An 18433-nucleotide genomic window follows, 5' to 3' on the forward strand; every position below is an offset into this window, starting at 1 on the left:
CGGTGAGCTCCCGCGGACTCGCCAGCGGTCTCCCGGAGGGCTGCCGAGAAGTCGGTCAGCCGTCGGGCGCGGACCGGTTCCACGAGCGCGAGGTCGCCCTCGGTCAGAGCGTCCTGGTAGGTCGCGACGATGCGGCCCGCCCGGGCGTCGTGGCCGGTGACGACGACGTCGTTCCCGGTCAGCGCCGCCGTCGCGCCGTCGAGGGTGGTACGCACCAGCTGGACCCGGCCGCGGGTGCGGTTGACGGCCAGGACGGCGCCGTCCTGGGTCAGGCTGAGTGCCGTACCGGTGTCGAGATCGTAATCGTCAGGGTCGGTCAGCCGCACCGGCTCACCCCGTCCGGGATCAACCCGGTAGAGCGAGCCGTTGCGGGCGACGAAGTCGCGGCCGTCGACGCCGACGGCCTGGGCCAGGAACACGACGGACCCGTCCGCGGCCCAGTCGACCTGGGCGATGCTCAGGTTCGCGGCCTACGACAGCACCGTCCGAGCCGGTAGCTCTGGCCCCGCGCCGACCGGGTCGAGCGTGATCACCAGCAGTTCCGAACGGAGGTCCTCGTCCCGGCCGGGGTGCCGGGCAGAAATCGTGAGCAGCGCCATACCGTCTGGTGAGAAAGCGATGCCCTCGTGCTCGAAGTCCCCCGTGGTGAGCCGCCGCGGGGCGACTGCGCCGGGCGGCAGGGCGGGGCCGCCCGGCGCAGCCAGGGTCGGGGCATCCTCGGTGGATTCAGGGGTGGCCGGGACGGCCCCGGGGACCGGGTCCGCGCCGGGATCGGGCGCGGGCACCAGGAAGACGTGGGCGCGTCGGTCGGTCGTGTACCCGATCGCGTTGGCCCGGTAGTGCAACGTCGTGATGATCCTCGGCGGTTCGGCCTCGGCGGCGAGACCCGGGACGGTGCCCAGCCGGCCGGGCTCCGGCACACGGGCGATATACGCCAGGGCTGCCGAGTCCGGCCGCCAGCGGAAGTCGGTGACGCCCAGGACCTCGGCGGTGGCCTGCACCGGCCCACCACCCGTTGCGGCCACCACGTGCAGCTGGGCCGGAGCGCCCGGGCCGCTGCGCAGGAAGGCCAGCAGCCGACCGTCCGGCGAGAACCGGGGAGCGGAATCCCGGTGGCCACGGGTCAGGAGACGCGGCTGGGGCTTCCCTTGCAGGGAAACGGTCCACAACTGCCCGACGTAGTCATCGGCGGAGAACTCCGGCCGGATGACGGACACGACCGCCCGGCCACGCTCCGGGTGGATGGTCGGGTCGGACACCGATTTGAGGAGCGGAAGGTCGGAAGCCTTCATCCCTGTGCTTTCTAGTCGGCGACCAGATCGGTCGTGTCGCCAACATAGCGCGTGTTGTCTGCCGGGATGGGCTCCACTGCGGCGAGGGCAACCTCGGCGGCGAACTCCTCCACGTTGTACAGGCGCCCTGCCGCGTCCTTCCGGGCGTTCATGGTTCCCGGGCTGGCGCGTTCCAGCAGTGTGGCGGTCACAGTGCCCTCGATGATGTCGCCGGAGACGACGACGAAGCCGAGCCCGGCCTTGTCGAGTTCGGGAATCAGGGCGCGGAGGGCGTCCTCCCCCGCTCGCTTGCTGCGTGCGACCGGCACATACTCCGGCATGGTCTCCGCGGTGCCGAAGAAATGCGCCTGGTGGCTGGTGACGAACACGACGCGGGCACCCTCGGCGAGCAGGGGCCGGGCGGTCGCCAGCAGGTTGAGCTGGGCATCCCGGTTGAGCTTCATCGCGTAGTCGTCGGCCATCCCGCTTTCCATGCCGCCGGAGGCATTCATGACGAGGATGTCGAGACCCCCGAATTCGCGGCGGATGGTGTCGAACATCTTCGTGACGGCATCGGCGTCGGTGAGGTCGGCGCCGATGGTGATGGCTGTGCCGCCCTGGGCGCGGATGGCGTCGGCGACCTTGATCGCACGGGCCTCTTTGTTGCGGAAGTTGATGGCGACGTTTGCGCCTGCCCCGGCGAAGTAACCGATGGTGGCCGCACCGACCCCTCGAGACGATCCGGTGACGAGCACACGCTTGCCGTCAAGTGATCCTGCTGCAAGTGGATTGGTCACGCGAACTCCTCAGATAACGAATTGGTCTGGCAGACGACCTTACCAAGAAGCCTCCGCTCCCCTGTCCGACGTACCTGCTAGTTTCGTTAGGAGGGAACAGAAATGGGAGGGGACGCCATGGATGCGTTCGCAGCGGAATTCGCGTGGATCGTCTGGCTCGTGCTCGTCCTGCTCTTCGTCACCATCGAGATGGTGACCCTCGACCTCACCTTCCTGATGATGGCGGCCGGCAGCCTGGGCGCACTCGTCTCCGGCCTGCTCGGCGCGCCATGGTGGTTGCAGCTCGTGATCGCTGCCGTGCTGACGATCACCCTCCTGCTCGGCATCCGCCCGCCTCTGCTTCGGCTTCTCAAGCGCGGCGGCGACCCCGCCAAGACGAACGTGGACGCGCTGCTCGGCATCGACGGCCGGGTGGTCAGCTCCATCGGGGCCACCGGCGGCCAGGTTCGTCTCGCCAACGGCGAGACCTGGACGGCACGCCTGTCCCCCGGCACGGATCGCGTCGTCGAACCCGGCGAACGAGTACTCGTCACAGCAATCGACGGGGCGACCGCAGTGGTCATCCCGGCGGAAAGGAATGTTCCATGACCGATCCCGGCCAGATCATCGTGCAGGTGATTGTCTTCGTCGCAGTTGCGGCTCTCGTCCTGTTCGTCATCGTCACCCTCGCGAAGTCGATCCGCATCATCCCGCAGGCCAGCGCCGGCGTCGTGGAGCGTCTCGGCCGCTACCACAAGACGCTGATGCCGGGCCTGAACATCCTCATCCCGTTCGTCGACCGGCTGCGGCCGCTGATCGACATGCGTGAGCAGGTCGTGTCGTTCCCGCCGCAGCCGGTGATCACGGAGGACAACCTCGTCGTCTCCATCGACACCGTCGTCTACTTCCAGGTGACGGATGCCCGGGCGGCCACCTATGAGATTGCCAACTATCTCGGAGCGGTCGAGCAGCTCACCACGACCACCCTGCGTAACGTGGTCGGAGGACTGAACCTCGAAGAAGCCCTGACCAGCCGCGACAACATCAATGGGCAACTGCGCATCGTGCTCGACGAGGCCACCGGCAAATGGGGAATCCGGGTCGGGCGGGTGGAATTGAAGGCGATTGATCCGCCCCACTCCATCCAGGACTCGATGGAGAAGCAGATGAGAGCCGAGCGTGACCGCCGAGCCCTGATCCTGACCGCCGAGGGAACCAAGCAGTCCGCGATCCTGACCGCGGAAGGCGCGCGCCAGGCCGCCATCCTCTCCGCGGAGGGTGACGCGAAGGCGGCCGTCCTGCGCGCGCAGGGTGAGGCCGAAGCCATCACGACCGTGTTCAAGGCGATCCACGACGGCGACCCCGATCCGAAGCTGCTGGCCTACCAGTACCTGCTGACCCTGCCCAAACTGGCCGAGGGAAGCGCGAACAAGCTCTGGATCGTGCCCAGCGAACTCACCGAGGCGATGAAGGGCGTCGGTCGCGCGTTCGGGCAGTCGCCCGTGCCCGGCTCTCACGCCGGTGCGGACGGCGCGGCCGAGGCGCAGGGCCCGGCGTCCGCCGCCGCACCGCTCGCTTAGGCAGGCACCATGCCTGGGGGTAGGGCATCCTGGTTCCTGGACGGTTCCGTGCCCCGCGTGTTCGCCCATCGGGGGCTGTCCCTGAACGCCCCCGAGAACACCCTCCTGGCCTTCCGCCATGCCCTCCTCGCCGGCGCCACCCATCTCGAAACGGATGTCCGCGCCAGCGACGACGGCGTTGCGGTGCTCAGCCACGATGCGGATTTCGCCGTGCCGGGAGCGCGGATTCGGGTGAGCCGGCTCAGGATGGCCGAACTCCGACGGATCAACCTGGGCTGGGGGCAGCCATTCGCATCCCTCGCCGAGGCACTGGACGCGTTCCCGGACGCCCGCTTCAACCTCGACGTGAAATCGGATGCCGCGGTCGAGGCGACGGTGGCCGCCGTCCTGGCGGCGAACGCCACGGACCGGGTGCTGATCACCTCCTTCTCCGAGGACCGCCGGGCACGCACTGTCCGTTCCCTTCCCGGGGTCGCCACCTCGGCGTCCTCCTTGCTCGTCGGCCGGGCGTTCGTGGCCGCCGAGCTCGGGCTCGGCGGCCAGGTGCGGCGCGCGGCGCTCGGCCTGTCCGCCATGCAGGTCCCGGAAACGGTCAGGTCCCTGCGGATCCTGACCCCGCGTTTCCTCCGGGCGATGCACTCCCTCGGCGTCGAGGTGCACGTGTGGACGGTCAATGAACCGGCGGCGATGCGCCGGCTCCTCGATGCCGGCGTCGACGGCCTGATCACCGACCGGAGCGACCTCGCGGTGGGCGTGATCGCCGACCGAAGCTGAGAGTTACCACCGAGAATCGACGTAACGGAAAGATAACGTCCAGCTTGATGGTTTAGAACTAAGAGTTGCATCGCGAGAGGAGACCACACAATGGCGGATCGCAGTTTGCGTGGCATGAGGTTGGGCGCACAAAGCCTTCAAAGCGAAGACGGCGTAACCTTTTCACCACGAGTCAGTCACACGTACCTGTGTGCAACGTGCGCGCGGGAGACGGTGATGATCTTCTCGGCGGAGGCTGAGGCCCCCGACGAGTGGGAGTGCCGCTTCTGCTCACAGACCGCCACCCGGCTGGTTGACTCCAAGCCGGTGATCGTGGACCACTCCGACGAAAAGGTCCCGCGCACGCATTGGGACATGCTCCTCGAACGGCGCACCCGCGCCGAACTCGAAGAACTTCTGGAAGAACGACTGACCTTCCTGCGCGCCCGGAGGGGCCAGCAGAAGATCGGCGCTTAACCCCTTCCACCCTTTCCATCACTGCGCACCCGGCTTCGACGCCGGGTGCGCAGTGCGTTAAGCAGGCATAGGGCACAGCCGGCCAGTCCGAGCCCGGAGACGAACCACTCGAGTTCCCGGCCGCCGGACATCGCCGGTGTGACGGTGTCGCTGAGCGGCACGGTCTCGACCATGGCACCCGGCTCCCAGGTCTGCAGCCGGTCCAGGGTCTCGCCATCCGGCGTGATGATCGCGCTGGTTCCGACGGTGGAGATGTTGACCACGGTGCGGCCCGCCTCAATCGCGCGGAGCCGGGCGATGGCGAGTTGCTGCACACTCTCATCGGTGTACCCGAAGTCGGCGTTGTTCGTCTGGGCGAGGATGACCTGCGCCTTCCCCGAGATCATCTCCTGGACCAGCTGGTCGTCTGCAATGTCGAAGCAGATGGCTATCCCCGCCCTGATGCCGTCGATGTCGAAGACATTCCCCTGGGTCCCGATCGCATAGTCCCGGGAGATGAGGTCGATCAACTCGGGCGCGAACGGACGCCAGAACGCGCGATCGGGCATGTACTCGGCGAACGGCACCGGGTGCACCTTGTCGTAGATGTCGACGGCACCTTCTCCGGCCTTCCAGAGCAGGGAACTGTTGTAGAACTTCCCGTCACGCTGGGTGATCGTGCCCGCGACGATGGGTGCGCTCATGGCGGTGCCCAGGTAGTCCAACACCTTCGCCGCGTCGGCGGAGCGGGTCGGATCGATGTCGCTCGCATTCTCCGGCCAGACGACGAAGTCGACCTTCTGGCCGATCAGGGGAAGCGTCGCCGAGGTGTGGTCGGCGAGGATCTGGCCGGGCGAGTACCGGGCGAACAGACCCGCATCCGACGCTCCCTGGACGGCGGCGATCCTGGCCGTTCCCGACGGAACGGTCGGCCACGCCGGCACCACGAGCAACAGGGCGACGGATGCCACGGCGATGCTCCACCGGGCGAGCGCGCCGAACTGCACCTCCCGCACCAGTTGAACGGCCAGGGTGCTCAGCCACACGATGAGGAAGGTCAGCCCCGACATGCCGACCCAGGCCACGAGACCGTTGAACGGGCTCTCCGACTGGGAGATGGCCACCCGTCCCCAGGCGAAGCCGCCGTAGGGCCAGACGGCCGAAATCGCCTCGCGAGCGGTCCACAGGCCGGCGACGACGACCGGGACGACTCCGAGGCGCCCCGCGACGGTCGGCCACACCCGGGGGCCCACGTTGAGGACGACGCCGATCAGCGCGAGGCCGATACCGAAGAAAATGGATTCGAGACCGGCGAGGGCCAGCCAAGGCACCGGCCCCAGGTACAGGGTCAGCCAGCTGATATGGATCAGCCAGAAGGACAACCCCGCGACCATGCCGATCAGCAGCCCGGCCCACGGCCCGCGCCCGAGCAGGGCCACCATCATCAGGGCCACCCCGAGCGGCGCGAGGACCCACCAGGACCGGTCGGGGAATCCCGCGTCGAGGATGCCCCCGGTCGCGGCGGCGAGCATGATGGCCGCTTGCAGCGGCAGTTGCCGCCGCGCGGTCCCGCGATTCACCCCAACAGCCTAAGCGACGGACGAATAGGCCACGATGCCGCGGCGGATCGCGTCCATGGCCTGCCGGGCGGTGCGCCCGACCGGCCCGTCGGCCACCACCGACAGCTGGTCGAGCAGATCGATGGTCTGCTTGGTCCAGCGCACGAAGTCCCCGGCGGCCATCTCCGCCTCGTCCAGGACGTCGACGAGGGAACCGGCACGCGCCCATTTCCACATGGCCAGGCTGAGGCCGACCGCCAGCGGATTGCTGCCGGGGAGCTTGTTGTCCCGCTCGAGGTCGTCGAGACGGCTCCACAGCTCCTCGGTCTGGTCGAGGGCCGGTCGGAACGCTCCCTTCGGCAGGTAGCGTTCGTCGATCATCCCCCCGTCCCGGCGCGGCTCGAAGACCAGCGCGCACGCCATGGCGGCCAGGCCGGCCGGGTCCAGGTCGTTCCACAGGCCGCGGCGCAGCGACTCAGCAACGAGCAGGTCCCGGTCCGCGTAGATTCGCCGGAGGATCAGTCCGCTCTCGCTGAGTGTGACGGCGCCGTCCGCGTCCTCCAGCAGGTAGCCGTAGCCGAGGAGAACGTCGGTGACGCGGTCGAACACCCGCGCGACGGCGCCGGTGCGGGTCGTGATCTGCTGGGTGAGCGCATCCGTCTCCCGCTTCAGCTTCCACCAGCGTTGCGCCCACCTCGCGTGCTGCTCCCGGTCGGGGCAGCTGTGGCAGGGGTGCGCGCGCATGCGCTTGCGCAGGCTGGTCAGTTCACGCTGGCGCCGCTCCCGGGCGGCCCTGGCACCGGTCTCGCCGGTCACGCTCTCCCGCTCCACATCGGTGAGTTTGCGTCGGATGGCGGAGTACTCGGTGAAGTCGCCCAGGTGGCACACCATCGACCCGGCGAAGCCGGCCAGGGATTCCTCCTGCTGGCGCACCTTGCGGGCCATGTCGACGACGGCCCGGTCGGCCTGGAACTGGGCGAACGACGACTCGAGCACGTCCCGGGTGCGCTCCCGCCCGAACTGGTCGATCAGGTTGACGGCCATGTTGTAGGTGGGCTTGAAGCTGGAGTTGAGCGGGTAGGTGCGCCGCGACGCCAGCGAGGCGACCGCCTGCGGATCCAGGCCCGGGGCCCACTGGATGACCGAGTGGCCCTCCACGTCGATGCCGCGCCGGCCGGCGCGGCCGGTCAGCTGGGTGTACTCCCCCGGAGTGATCGGCACCCGGGCCTCGCCGTTGAACTTCTCGAGCTTGTCAAGGACCACGGTGCGGGCGGGCATGTTGATGCCGAGGGCCAGGGTCTCGGTGGCGAAGACGGCCTTGACGAGCTTCTTCTGGAAGAGCTCCTCGACGACCTCCTTGAAGGCCGGCAGCATCCCCGCGTGGTGCGCGGCGACGCCGCGTTCGAGGCCGTCGAGCCACTCGAAGTAGCCGAGCACGCCGAGGTCCTCGTCAAGCAGGGTGCGGCAGCGCTCGTCGACGATCTGACGGATCTCTTCACGCTCCCGGGCATCCGTGAGCCTCACCCCGGCCCGCAGCACCTGGCGCACGGCCTGGTCGCAACCGACCCGGCTGAAGATGAAGAAGATCGCCGGCAGGAGGTGCTTGCCCTCGAGCAGCCGCACGATCTCGGAGCGATCCATGCGTCCGGCATCGAAGGAGGACTGCCGGGGATTCCGGTCGCGGTCACTCCCCCGCCGGCCGCCGCCGGACCGGACGGCCACCCCGCGCCCACCGGCCTGCGCCTGCCGCACCAGCTCGGGGTTCACCTGATGGGTTCCGGCCGGGCCGGTGGAGTCGAACAGGTCGAGCATCTTGCTCTTGACGAGGACGTGCTGCTCGAGCGGCACCGGCCGTTCCTCGGAGACGATCACGTCGGTCTCTCCGCGCACGGCCTGGAGCCAGTCGCCGAATTCCTCGGCGTTGGAGACCGTTGCGCTCAGGGAGACCATCCGCACGTTCTGCGGGAGGTGGATGATGACTTCCTCCCAGACCGCCCCGCGGAACCTGTCGGCGAGGTAATGCACCTCGTCCATCACGACGAAGGCCAGGTTCGTGAGCAGGTCGGAGTCTGCGTAGAGCATGTTGCGCAGCACTTCGGTGGTCATCACCACGACGCGGGCCTGGGGGTTCACGTTGGTGTCCCCGGTCAGCAGCCCGACCTGGTCAGCGCCGTATTCGGCGACCAGTTCCTGGAACTTCTGGTTGCTCAGTGCCTTCATCGGAGCCGTGTAGAAGACCTTCTGGGAGGTCCCCTGCATGGCCAGGTAGATCGCGAACTCCGCGATCAGGGTCTTGCCCGCGCCGGTCGGGGCCGCGACCAGCACGCTGTTGCCGGCCTCGAGCGAGGCGCAGGCGGCCAGCTGGAACGCATCCAGTTCGAAACGGAGGCCGGCCCGGAACGATTCGAGTTTCGGAGCCTTGGCGCGGGTTCTGGAGGCCGAGTAGCGTTCGGCCGGCGACTGCAGTGAGGTCATCGGATGCGCCTAAAGCGCCAGCTCCTGTTCGAAGGCACGGTTGCGCCGGGCGGCGCGCCGGTCATGCAGGAAGGCGACACCGTAGGCGGCGAAGTAGAGCACCACCATCGGGATGGCCAGGAGGAACATCGACACCACGTCTGCAGCCGGGGTCGCGATGGCGGTGAACAGGATGATCACGAGGATGGCCACCCGCCAGGACTTGATGATCGACTGGGCGCTGATGACGCCGGCGAAGTTGAGCAGCACGATGAACACGGGCAGCACGAACGCCACCCCGATCGCGACGACGAGTTTCAACACGAAATCAAAGTAGCTCTGCGCGGTGACCAGGGCGGCGTCCTGGGCCGGCGCGAAGCTCGTCATCAGCTCGACCACGTGCGGAAGCACGTAGAAACCGGCGGCGCAGCCGGCGAGGAACAGGGGGACGGCGGTGAAGAAGAAGCCGAACGTGTACCGTTTCTCGGTGCGGGTGAGCCCGGGCACGAGGAAGGCGAAGACCTGGTAGAGCCACATCGGGCTTGAGACGACCAGGCCGACATAGAAGGAGATCTTCAGCTTGAGGTCGAAGGCGGAGGTGATGTCGGGGTAGTTGAGCTGGGCGCTGCGCTTCTGGGCGGTGGCGATCGTGTAGATCGGTTCGCGCAGGGCATCCCAGACGAAGTCGGACAGGAACCACCCGACGATGGCGCCGACCAGGATGCCGGCCGCCGCAAGGAAGAGACGCTTCCGCAGCTCGAGCAGGTGCTGCCCGAGCGACATCTTCCCGTCGGCGGCCTCGCGCCGAGGAGTGCGCCCTGGCACGTGGGTTATGACTTCGAGCTTGGGTCGGCGGGGCCGGCGGCCTTCGAGGAGTCGGTGCCCGTCGTTCCGGTGGTCTCGTCGTCCGGCTTGTCGCTCTTGATCTCACTCTTGAAGATCTTCATCGACTGGCCGAGGCTGCGTGCGAGAGCCGGAAGCTTGGGCGCGCCGAAGAGCAGGAGAACAATGACGAGGATGATCAGGAAATGCCATCCGGTCAGGTTGTTAAGCATGGGAGTCCGTCCTCTGGTTGGAAGGGGCGTGCTGCAACAGTTTACCTCGGGCAACCAAGCGATCCCGACGGAGCTGGCGGCGGTGCCGGCGCTCGGCGCGCCCCAGTTCGACGGCGAGGAGAACGTCGGCCGTCTCCTCGAACACGGCGGGCCGGAACCGCGGCCGCGGCGGGGCCTCCGGGGCGAGCTCGAGTCCCGCGACCTGCTCGGCGAGGGCTTCGAGCGCCTCCATCGTGCGCACGGCCTTTCGGAAGAGCACCTGGCCGAACCAGGCCAGCATCCCGAGCAGGACCAGGACCAGGCCGGTCCAGAGCAGGACCCAGCTCCACCAGGCCATCGGCTATCCCTCCCTGTCGCCGGGGACGGCTTCGTCGTAGCGCGCCGCGCCCGCAGCGGCCCAGTCCCGGGTGAGTGCCCGCGCTTCGGGTGGTCCGATGACGGTGACCAGGCTGGAAAGTCCGGCGACGATTCTCTTCAGCCCGTGGAAGTGGGCCACCCGGATGCTCTGCCGCACGAGTCCGTCCGCCGCGTCGGGGCCGGCGCTCTGCGGCGCGTAGTCGGCGAGGAGCGGCACCGCGGCGGCCGGCAGCTCCACGACGACCTCGAGGTCGGAGTCCGAACCCTGGAACAGGGTGTCGGGAAGGGAACCGGCGGACCCCGAGCCGGCGGGGACATCCGTGACCCGGAGGCCGCTCATCCGGTCGAGCCGGAAGGTGCGCATGGCGCCGCGCAGATGACACCAGCCGCGCAGATACCAGTCCCGGTCGACGGACTCGATCCGCATCGGATCGACGTGCCGCGCCTCGTGACCGCCCCGGGAACTCAGGTAGTCGAATTCGATCTGCACCCCGCGCGCCACTGCCGCCTTGATCAGTGCGATCGCTTCTCCGGGTTCGGTGCTGGACACCACCACCTGGCTGGGAGTCGCCGAGGCGCTGCGCGTGAGCTTGGCCATCAGCGAGGCGATGGCCTCGACGTCCGCGTTCTCGGGCAGCGACGACAGGTACTGCAGGCCGGCGATCAGCGCTGCGGCCTCTCGGGCGGAGAAGCGGGGTGAGTCGTCGATCGCCACCAGATGGGTGAGCACGATGTTGTCGTTGGTCTCGAATTCATCCCAGTGGATGTCGAACAGGTCGCCGTGCAGGTACTGCCGAGTCTCCCCGGGGATGCCCGACATCGCGATCAGGTTCACCGCGTCTCGTACGCGCTCCGGGGACACCCCGAAGTGTGCGGCGACCTTGCTCACACTGACGCTCTCGTGATCCATCAGGTACGGCACAAGCGACAGGAGGAAGGTCAGCTTGTCTGAGGCCCCAAGGGCAGGTCCGGCGTTCACTCGGTGCCTTCCTTCTCGGCATCGGATTCCAGGAACGCATCGGCATGCGCGTCCCTCACCCGGATCAGCCGGGCCAGGACTGCGGTCCGGAGCGCGGACGGGGAGCGAACGAGCACCTCAGGGCCGTAGCCTGCGAGCTCATCGGCCAGGATGTCGAGGTCGGTGTAATGGAGTGCCACGGTCGATTCGCCCGGGTCTCGGCCCGGCTCGACGGCCTGGCGTTTGGAGAGCCGCACCGCCGCATCGCTGCCCGGCTCGACCGTGATCTCGGCCAGGTTCGCCCTCCAGAGGGCGTCGAGTTCGGCCAGGGCCTCCTGGCCTTTGCCTGCGCCGCCGGGCACGAACGTCGCCCCCGGCACGGTCACCACCGGGCCGACGATTCGGGAGAGGAGGAACGTGCGGGTGGCCTGGGCATCCTCGTCCGTGCCGAACAGGTGCCAGCGTCCCTCGTGGAGCACGACAGCCTGCGGGGCAACCCGGCGGCGGCGTGGCAGGCCCTCCCCCGGCTTCAGATATTGGAATGCGACGATCTGCCCACGGTCCATCGCCTTGCTCAGCGGTTCGAAGGACGCGTCCCGCACGCGCAGCGTCGGCGAGTAGCCGAGCACCGGGTCCGTCGAATCGATGCCGAGCGAGTTGAGTTTGGTCAGTGCCCGGCGTGATTCCCCGGACAGCGAACCCTCCCGCCAGACCGTGGCGGCAAGCTTCAGCAGCATGAGTTCGTCAGCGGAGAAGCTCACGTCGGCGGGCAGCTCGTACAGGCCCTTGGGAATCCGGTAGCGCAGGTGGTGGTTGCTGCCCGGGTCGTCGGGCGGCTCCACCGTTTCCAGCGGGATTCCCAGTTCCCGGATGTCGTCCTTGTCTCGCTCGAACTGCCGTTCAAGGCTGGCGTTGTCCCCACCGACGGCATAGCGCTGCCGGTAGCCCTGAACGGTGGAGAGGATCTCCGCCTTGGTCAGACCGATCTCGGTGGCGATGAGCGCCAGAACGAGGCTGAACAGGCGTTCTTCGACCGAAACGCGGCTGGGCTTGTCGGGGATGGTGGACACGGTGCGAGTCTAGCGAACCGCCGCCTGCGCCTCCCGCCTAGCCGATCCCGAGGATGTCGGCGACGAAGACGAGCGTCGAGCCGGCCGGGATCGAGGCCTGGGCGGTGTCGCCGTAGCCCTGATCCGGAGGGATCACCGTGACGACCTGCGAGCCGACGGTCTGGCCGATGAGGGCCTTCGCGAACCCGGGGATGATGCCGCCCTGGGTTTTGGACCCGTCCGCGGCGATGAACTGCACCGGTCCGCCCTTGGCCCAACTGGAGTCGAACACGGTCTTCTCGGACCAGAGCACGCCCGTGTAGTGCAGGGTCACCGTGTCGCCCTCGGCCACCTTCGGGCCGGAGCCCTTCTTGAGCACGCCGATCTGCTGTTTCTTCGGCGCGGCGCCGGAGGGGATGGTGATGCCTGGCGTGCCGTCCGCAGCGAGCACTACCCCGGGCAGGCCGTTCGCGACGGGCTGGTCCGTGCCGTTCGCCCGCGGCAGGTAGGACTTGACCACGTCGATGACGAAGACCAGGCTGTCGTCTTTGCCGACGCCGATCTGCGCGTTGCCGCCCTGGGGTCCGAATGCGTCGTCGGGCGAGACGACCACGGCGACCCGTGAACCGACCTGCGCGCACTGGAGGCCCTCGGCGAGGCCCTTGATCGTCTTGTCGTTGAGCACGAAGGTGGTGGCGCTGGAGGCGTCGTACTTACTCTCGGTGATGACCTTGCCCGAGGTGCCGTTGTAGACGGACAGTTCGATCTTGACCTGCTGTCCGGGGACGAGGCCGGCTTCGGTGCCGGGGAGGATCTCGCTGCGCTGGGTCGTCTTCGTCTTCAGCGGTGTCGGGAAGTCGACCGTGGGGGCGCTGCCGGCCTTGCCGGTGACTGTGACCAGCCTGGCGGCGGCGCCGTCCGTGACCGGAGACTGGCAGGACCCGGCGGAGGCTCCGGCGCTGCAACCGCTGAGGACGGTCATCAGCAGCGCTGCGGTTGCGACGAGTGCAGGAGCTCTACGCACGGGTTCTCATTTCTCGGGGAAGTCCAAATGGTGCGGGGAATTGGGCGGCGAATCGAGGCCGGAGCCAATCCTAACCGGCGTCGGGCCGGCCGGACTTACAGTTCGTCGCCGGCCAGGTTGCGCGCCTTGGAGAGGGCCGCCCCGGTCTCAGCGATCCGCACCCTCTTGCGCATCACCTTGGGGCTGATGTTGCGTTCGCCGAGAGCGCCGGGCGTCCAGGCTTCCACGTCGGCGTCGGAGAAGTCCGTCTTCGACGGGCGGCGTTTGAGCTCGGGAAGGATGGTGTCGGGCGCGAGCCGCCTGGCGGTGATCAGGAAACCGGTGTGGCCGATCATCCGGTGGTCGGGACGCACGGCGAGCCCCTCGACATGCCAGCCGCGCACCATGGTCTCGTGCGAGTCGGGGTTCGTGTACTGGCCGGTCGCACGGATGGCTTCCGCCACCCGCGAGAGCTGGGTCACCGTGGCCACGTAGCAGAGCAGCACTCCGCCGGGCTTGAGGGCGGCGGACACGACCTCGAGGCACTCCCACGGGGCGAGCATGTCGAGCACGACCCGGTCGACGCTCTGGTCTGGCATCGTCTCCGGCAGTGTGTCGGCCAGGTCGCCGAGCGTGATCGACCAATTCTCCGGGTCGGCGCCGAGGAACGTGGCCACGTTGTCCCTGGCCACATCGGCGAACTCCGCGCGGCGTTCAAAGGAGGCGAGCCGGCCGGCTGGGCCGATCGCCCGGAGCAGCCAGATCGAGAGCGCGCCGGAACCGACGCCCGCTTCGACGACGGTGGCGCCCGGGAAGATGTCGGCCTGCGCGAGGATCTGTGCCGCGTCCTTCGGATAGATGATGGCGGCACCGCGGGGCATGGACATGACGAAATCGATCAGGAGCGGGCGCAGGGCGAGATGTTCGACACCGACGTTGTTGGTGACGACTGACCCGTCCGGAAGCCCGATGATGTCATCGTGGGCGAGGATGCCCCGATGGGTGTGGAAGACCTTGCCCGGTTCGAGCGTGATCGTGTTCAGCTTGTTCTTGGGGCCGGTCAGCTGCACCCGGTCGCCGATCCTGAACGGTCCGCTGTTCTGGATGACCTGGTTGTCGCTCATGCGTTGCTTACGTCCTCATTGTCGGCCGATTCGGAATCGGGCTGAATCGGTGTGCGTCCGGGGCGGCCGCGCCGCTCGCCGAACACGGCGGTGAAGCCCGCCAGGGACCGCCCGGAAAGGGACGGCCACAGATCGTAGTGGGCGCTTTCCGGGAGGGGGATCAGGTGGGGCACTCCGATGACGACCGCGCCGGAGGCGACGGCCGCGGCGATCCCCGGCAGGGAGTCCTCGACGGCGATGCACCGGACCGGGTCGACGCCCAGGTGCCCGGCCGCGGAGAGATAGGCCTCAGGGTGCGGCTTGCTGTTGGTGACCATGTCGCCCGCGACGATCGTGTCGAAGGCGGCGAACCCGACCAGGTCGGCGACCTGGCGGGCCATCCGTTCGGTGGACATGGTGACGAGCGCCATCGGCACGCCGGCGCTCTTGAGTTCGGTGAGCAGAGGCAGGGCTCCCGGGCGCCACGGCGGGCCGAAGTCGCGCAGGAGTTCCTGGACCCGGTCGGTGAGCCAGTTGACGATCGCGTCGGCGTCCAGGTCGACCCCGCGGCCCTGCAGGATCGAAGCGGACCCCCACAGGCCGGAGCCTACGAGCAGCATGCCGTCGCTGTGCGTCCAGACGCCGCCGAAGGATTCGACGAGTTCGGTCTCGGCGCGCATCCAGTACGGCTCCGAGTCGACGATCGTCCCGTCCATGTCCCAGAGCACGGCCGCAGGCAGGAGGGATTCGGGTCGGATCGGGTGCACGGAGTCCAAGTGTAGAGGGCACGGCCTATCCTTGACTGATGGTGCGCCGGGTGGCGCGCCCCCGGGATCGAGGTTTCAGGCAGTGACAGACTCCAACGGATTCCTCAGCGAACGACTCCTAGTGGTGGCGTTCGAGGGCTGGAACGACGCGGGCGAGGCCGCCACCGGCGCGGTGGGCACCCTGAAGGGCCTGCTCGACGTGTCCCCCCTCGCGGAGATCGACCCCGAGACCTACTTCGACTACCAGTTCAACCGTCCGACCATCTCCACCGGCGAGGACGGCATCCGGGTGCTCGAGTGGCCGAGCGCGATCATGTACGGGCCGACCAGCCCCGGTGAGTCAGCCGTACCGCTGGCCGTCGATGCCCAGTTGCGGGTGAGCGGCACGAACGCCGGGAACATCTACCTGCTCCTCGGCACGGAGCCCTCGCGCAGTTGGAAGAGCTTCGCGTCGGAGATCCTGGACGCGGCCCTGGCCGCGGACGTGGGCGGGATCGTGTTCCTCGGCGCGATGCTCGCGGACGTGCCGCACACCCGGCCGATCTCGATCTTCGTGTCCAGTGACAACCCGCAGGTTCGGGCCGAGCTGCAGATCGAACGCAGCTCCTACGAGGGCCCGGTCGGCATCCTCAGTGTGCTCGCGATCGCCGCCGAGGCGTTGGGCATCCCCACCCTGTCGATCTGGGCATCCGTGCCGCACTACGTGCACAATGCGCCGTCGCCCAAGGCCATGCTGGCCCTGATCGACAAGCTCGAGGAGATCATCGATGTGGTCATCCCGCGGGGTGACCTCGTCAACGAGGCCGCGGAGTGGCAGAGCGGGATCGATGTGCTCGCGGGCGAGGACGAGGAGATGGCGGCGTACATCGCCCAGCTGGAGCAGGCCAGGGACACCGTCGATTCCCCGGAGGCCAGCGGCGAGGCGATCGCCCAGGAGTTCGAGAAGTACCTCCGCAAACGCGGCGACGGACGGGACGGCCGCGCGGATGGTCGAGCCGACGGACGGCCGGGCCCCGAGGGACCCCGCCAGCCCTGAGCCGACGGCGGCCGGGCGGAGCCGGCGAGCCTGCCGGGCCAGGCCGGAGAAGTCAGGCCGGAGAAGTCAGGCCGGTGAAGTCAGGCCGGTGAAGTCAGGCTAGAGTGCCACGCCGAGCAGCGCGTCCACGGCCAGGGCCACCGATGCCGGATTGTCGACGGCCTCGGCGGCCGCGGCGGCGTCGAGCACAGCGAGGGCACCCGGGGTGCCGAGGTCGGCGACCAGCGCAGCACGGAGCTCGTCGATGACCGCGCGGGCATCCACCGGACCGGGTCGGGCTCCACTGCCGAAGGCGGCGGTCCACTCCGTCAGCCGGGTGGCCGCGGCGTCCAGGTGCGCGTCGGTCCATTCCCAGTCGCTGCGATAGTGCTGGGCGAGCAGGGCGAGCCGGATGGCCCGCGGGTCGACTCCGGCGGCTCGGAGCCGGGAGACGAGCACCAGATTGCCGAGGGACTTGCTCATCTTCTCGCCCTGGTAGGCGACCATTCCCGTGTGGCTGTACACCCCGGCGAGCGGATGCCCGGAGAGCGCCGCAGCGTGCCCGGCGCTCATGTCGTGGTGCGGGAAGACCAGATCGCTGCCGCCGCCCTGCACCGTGAAGTCCGTGCCGAGTTCCTTGAGCGCGATCACGGAGCATTCGATGTGCCAGCCGGGCCGCCCTGCGCCGACCGACGAAGGCCAGGACGGTTCGCCGGCCCGCGCGGCGCGCCAGAGCAGCGGGTCGAGCGGGTCTCGTTTGCCCGGGCGCTCGGGGTCTCCCCCACGCTCCGCCGACAGGGCGAGCATCTCGGGCCGGGCCAGGTTGCTCTCCTCGCCGAGGGTCCACGGTGCCAGGCGTTCCGCCGCCGCGATGTCGAAGTAGATGTCCGAACCGGCGGATCCGATCGTGCCGAACCTGGTGGTGTCGACAATGGAATCGCTGGTGGGTACCGCGTAGGCGATCCCGGCATCCCACAGCTGCGCCACGGCCGCCGCGATCTCATCGATCACTTCGGTGACGGCGACGTAGTCGTTCGGCGGGATGATCGCCAGCGCCTCCATGTCGGCGCGGAAGAGTTCGACCTGGGACGCGGCGAGTTCGCGCCAGTCGACGCCGGTCGCGGTCGCGCGTTCGAGCAGCGGGTCGTCGACGTCGGTGACGTTCTGGGCGTAGTGGACCCGGTAGCCGGCGTCGAGCCAGACCCGCTGAAGCGTGTCGAAGGCCAGGTAGGTCGCCGCATGGCCGAGGTGGGTCGCGTCGTACGGGGTGATGCCGCAGACGTAGAGCCGGGCCGCAGCGGACGGCTTCGCTTCCACGAGGGTCTCCGTGGCCGTGTCGTACAGCCACGGTGCGCTCGACTGGCCGGGGAGTTGCGGGATCTCGGGTCGTTGCCAGGCGCGCATTGAACCAGCCTAACTAGGCGGCGATGGTGTTGGTGGCCAGCAGGCCGAACAGGGCGAGGCCGAGCGCGATCCGGTAGATCACGAACGGGAGGAAGCTGCGCTTGGAGATGTAGTTCATGAAGAACCCGATCACGAACAGGGCGACGACGAAGGCGATGACCGTGGCGACAAGGGTTTCGAACGGGCCGAAGATCTCGGGGGTGCAATTGGTCGCGGCGGGGAGGCAGGGCTTCGCGATCGACTTGTACATCTGGTAGAAACCACTGCCCAGGACCGCGGGGATGGCGAGCAGGAAGGCGTACCGGGCGGCGGCGCGCCGCTCGTAGCCCATGAACAGCCCGGCGGTGATCGTGCCGCCGGAGCGGGACACCCCGGGGATGAGTGCGAGGGCCTGGGCGAAACCGTAGACGACGCCGTGGCGGACGGTGATGTCCTTGAGCCGGCGCTTCTTGGCGCCGACGTAGTCGGCGATGCCGAGCAGGATGCCGAAGACGATCAGCACGGTCGCGGTGATCCAGAGGTTGCGGAGCGAGGACTCGATCTGGTCCTGGAAGAGCAGCCCGAGAACGATGATCGGCAGGGAGCCGAAGATGATCAGCCAGCCCATCCGGGCATCCGGGTCGGTGCGCGGCACCTTGCCGAGGAGTGAGCGGAACCACTGGCCGATGATGCGCACGATGTCGCGCCAGAAGAAGAGCACGACGGCGGCCTCGGTGCCGATCTGGATGATCGCGGTGAACCGCGACCCCGGGTCGGCCCCGGTGCCGAGGAACTCGCCCACGATGCGGATGTGGGCGCTCGAGGAGACCGGGAGGAACTCGGTCAGCCCCTGGACGAGGCCGAGGATGATCGCGTTGATGAGATTCACGTGCC

At 68.5% G+C, this 18433-nt stretch carries 20 protein-coding genes; 6 read left to right on the top strand and 14 right to left on the bottom strand.

Going from position 1 to position 18433, the window contains the following annotated elements:
- Positions 1–2 precede the first annotated feature (2 nt).
- Positions 3–497 (top strand): hypothetical protein, encoded by a 495-nt coding sequence (locus E3O32_RS17785; protein WP_338145178.1) that lies wholly within the window; start codon positions 3–5, stop codon positions 495–497.
- Here E3O32_RS17785 and E3O32_RS17790 read toward each other — a convergent pair.
- Together E3O32_RS17790 and E3O32_RS01945 are read right to left on the bottom strand one after the other, a co-directional pair.
- Complete coding sequence (locus E3O32_RS17790; RefSeq protein ID WP_338145179.1) at positions 471–1292, bottom strand: TolB family protein; 822 nt, start codon at positions 1290–1292, stop codon at positions 471–473. The genes E3O32_RS17785 and E3O32_RS17790 overlap by 27 nt on opposite strands.
- An 11-nt stretch (positions 1293–1303) precedes the next feature.
- The gene (locus E3O32_RS01945; RefSeq protein WP_134506473.1) at positions 1304–2068 is read right to left on the bottom strand and encodes an SDR family oxidoreductase; all 765 of its coding nucleotides are present in this window, start codon (positions 2066–2068) and stop codon (positions 1304–1306) included.
- Between the two features lie 102 nt (positions 2069–2170).
- Here E3O32_RS01945 and E3O32_RS01950 point away from each other — a divergent pair, with 102 nt between their 5' ends.
- The 4 genes from E3O32_RS01950 (at position 2171) to E3O32_RS01965 (ending at position 4857) form a co-directional block, all read left to right on the top strand.
- Positions 2171–2656 carry an NfeD family protein gene (locus E3O32_RS01950; protein ID WP_241974454.1) on the top strand — a complete coding sequence of 162 codons (486 nt, stop codon included), beginning with the start codon at positions 2171–2173 and terminating at the stop codon, positions 2654–2656.
- Positions 2653–3627: an SPFH domain-containing protein gene (locus tag E3O32_RS01955; RefSeq protein ID WP_134506475.1), complete on the top strand. Its 975-nt coding sequence runs from the start codon at positions 2653–2655 to the stop codon at positions 3625–3627. The genes E3O32_RS01950 and E3O32_RS01955 overlap by 4 nt, the downstream gene beginning before the upstream one ends.
- Before the next feature lie 9 nt (positions 3628–3636).
- On the top strand, positions 3637–4401 hold the full coding sequence (locus tag E3O32_RS01960; protein ID WP_134506477.1) for a glycerophosphodiester phosphodiesterase family protein: 765 nt from the start codon (positions 3637–3639) through the stop codon (positions 4399–4401).
- A gap of 90 nt (positions 4402–4491) precedes the next feature.
- On the top strand, positions 4492–4857 hold the full coding sequence (locus E3O32_RS01965) for an RNA polymerase-binding protein RbpA (protein ID WP_134506479.1): 366 nt from the start codon (positions 4492–4494) through the stop codon (positions 4855–4857).
- Here the strand turns inward: E3O32_RS01965 and lnt are convergent.
- From lnt to E3O32_RS02015, 10 genes are all read right to left on the bottom strand, one after another.
- Entirely contained in the window at positions 4854–6416 is a 1563-nt protein-coding gene (gene lnt / locus E3O32_RS01970; RefSeq protein WP_241974460.1) for an apolipoprotein N-acyltransferase, read from the bottom strand. The two genes, E3O32_RS01965 and lnt, sit on opposite strands and share 4 nt — an antisense overlap.
- Before the next feature lie 9 nt (positions 6417–6425).
- Positions 6426–8870: a DEAD/DEAH box helicase gene (locus tag E3O32_RS01975; RefSeq protein WP_134506481.1), complete on the bottom strand. Its 2445-nt coding sequence runs from the start codon at positions 8868–8870 to the stop codon at positions 6426–6428.
- Positions 8871–8879: 9 nt separating this feature from the next.
- Positions 8880–9632, bottom strand: coding sequence for a twin-arginine translocase subunit TatC (gene tatC, locus E3O32_RS01980; RefSeq protein ID WP_134506899.1), 753 nt, complete (start codon positions 9630–9632; stop codon positions 8880–8882).
- Positions 9633–9679: 47 nt separating this feature from the next.
- Positions 9680–9904, bottom strand: coding sequence for a Sec-independent protein translocase subunit TatA (gene tatA / locus E3O32_RS01985; protein WP_134506483.1), 225 nt, complete (start codon positions 9902–9904; stop codon positions 9680–9682).
- Positions 9897–10241 (bottom strand): hypothetical protein, encoded by a 345-nt coding sequence (locus E3O32_RS01990; protein WP_134506485.1) that lies wholly within the window; start codon positions 10239–10241, stop codon positions 9897–9899. Before E3O32_RS01990 ends, tatA begins: the two co-directional genes overlap by 8 nt.
- A 3-nt stretch (positions 10242–10244) precedes the next feature.
- Positions 10245–11240 (bottom strand): helix-turn-helix transcriptional regulator, encoded by a 996-nt coding sequence (locus E3O32_RS01995; RefSeq protein ID WP_241974462.1) that lies wholly within the window; start codon positions 11238–11240, stop codon positions 10245–10247.
- Positions 11237–12289 carry a helix-turn-helix transcriptional regulator gene (locus E3O32_RS02000; protein ID WP_241974464.1) on the bottom strand — a complete coding sequence of 351 codons (1053 nt, stop codon included), beginning with the start codon at positions 12287–12289 and terminating at the stop codon, positions 11237–11239. Before E3O32_RS02000 ends, E3O32_RS01995 begins: the two co-directional genes overlap by 4 nt.
- Positions 12290–12326: 37 nt before the next feature.
- On the bottom strand, positions 12327–13292 hold the full coding sequence (locus E3O32_RS02005; RefSeq protein ID WP_134506487.1) for an FKBP-type peptidyl-prolyl cis-trans isomerase: 966 nt from the start codon (positions 13290–13292) through the stop codon (positions 12327–12329).
- Between the two features lie 95 nt (positions 13293–13387).
- Positions 13388–14395: a tRNA (adenine-N1)-methyltransferase gene (locus tag E3O32_RS02010; RefSeq protein ID WP_134506489.1), complete on the bottom strand. Its 1008-nt coding sequence runs from the start codon at positions 14393–14395 to the stop codon at positions 13388–13390.
- The gene (locus E3O32_RS02015) at positions 14392–15141 is read right to left on the bottom strand and encodes an HAD family hydrolase (protein WP_255455470.1); all 750 of its coding nucleotides are present in this window, start codon (positions 15139–15141) and stop codon (positions 14392–14394) included. Before E3O32_RS02015 ends, E3O32_RS02010 begins: the two co-directional genes overlap by 4 nt.
- 82 nt (positions 15142–15223) lie before the next feature.
- Between E3O32_RS02015 and E3O32_RS02020 the strand changes: the two genes are divergently transcribed.
- Positions 15224–16177 carry a PAC2 family protein gene (locus tag E3O32_RS02020; RefSeq protein WP_241974466.1) on the top strand — a complete coding sequence of 318 codons (954 nt, stop codon included), beginning with the start codon at positions 15224–15226 and terminating at the stop codon, positions 16175–16177.
- Positions 16178–16276: 99 nt separating this feature from the next.
- Here E3O32_RS02020 and mshC read toward each other — a convergent pair whose 3' ends face one another.
- Entirely contained in the window at positions 16277–17560 is a 1284-nt protein-coding gene (gene mshC, locus E3O32_RS02025; RefSeq protein WP_134506493.1) for a cysteine--1-D-myo-inosityl 2-amino-2-deoxy-alpha-D-glucopyranoside ligase, read from the bottom strand.
- 13 nt (positions 17561–17573) lie between these two features.
- Positions 17574–18428 (bottom strand): undecaprenyl-diphosphate phosphatase, encoded by an 855-nt coding sequence (locus E3O32_RS02030; protein ID WP_134506495.1) that lies wholly within the window; start codon positions 18426–18428, stop codon positions 17574–17576.
- Positions 18429–18433: the final 5 nt, after the last annotated feature.

This window comes from Cryobacterium mannosilyticum (assembly GCF_004402705.1).
GTDB classification, from domain to species: domain Bacteria; phylum Actinomycetota; class Actinomycetes; order Actinomycetales; family Microbacteriaceae; genus Cryobacterium; species Cryobacterium mannosilyticum.

Coding starts and splice junctions, on each gene's coding strand:
- E3O32_RS17790 (WP_338145179.1), bottom strand. CDS start 1,292: ATGAAGGCTTCCGACCTTCCGCTCCTCAAATCGGTGTCCGACCCGACC.
- E3O32_RS01950 (WP_241974454.1), top strand. CDS start 2,171: ATGGGAGGGGACGCCATGGATGCGTTCGCAGCGGAATTCGCGTGGATC.
- E3O32_RS01955 (WP_134506475.1), top strand. CDS start 2,653: ATGACCGATCCCGGCCAGATCATCGTGCAGGTGATTGTCTTCGTCGCA.
- E3O32_RS01960 (WP_134506477.1), top strand. CDS start 3,637: ATGCCTGGGGGTAGGGCATCCTGGTTCCTGGACGGTTCCGTGCCCCGC.
- E3O32_RS01965 (WP_134506479.1), top strand. CDS start 4,492: ATGGCGGATCGCAGTTTGCGTGGCATGAGGTTGGGCGCACAAAGCCTT.
- E3O32_RS01975 (WP_134506481.1), bottom strand. CDS start 8,870: ATGACCTCACTGCAGTCGCCGGCCGAACGCTACTCGGCCTCCAGAACC.
- tatC (WP_134506899.1), bottom strand. CDS start 9,632: ATGTCGCTCGGGCAGCACCTGCTCGAGCTGCGGAAGCGTCTCTTCCTT.
- tatA (WP_134506483.1), bottom strand. CDS start 9,904: ATGCTTAACAACCTGACCGGATGGCATTTCCTGATCATCCTCGTCATT.
- E3O32_RS01990 (WP_134506485.1), bottom strand. CDS start 10,241: ATGGCCTGGTGGAGCTGGGTCCTGCTCTGGACCGGCCTGGTCCTGGTC.
- E3O32_RS02010 (WP_134506489.1), bottom strand. CDS start 14,395: ATGAGCGACAACCAGGTCATCCAGAACAGCGGACCGTTCAGGATCGGC.
- mshC (WP_134506493.1), bottom strand. CDS start 17,560: ATGCGCGCCTGGCAACGACCCGAGATCCCGCAACTCCCCGGCCAGTCG.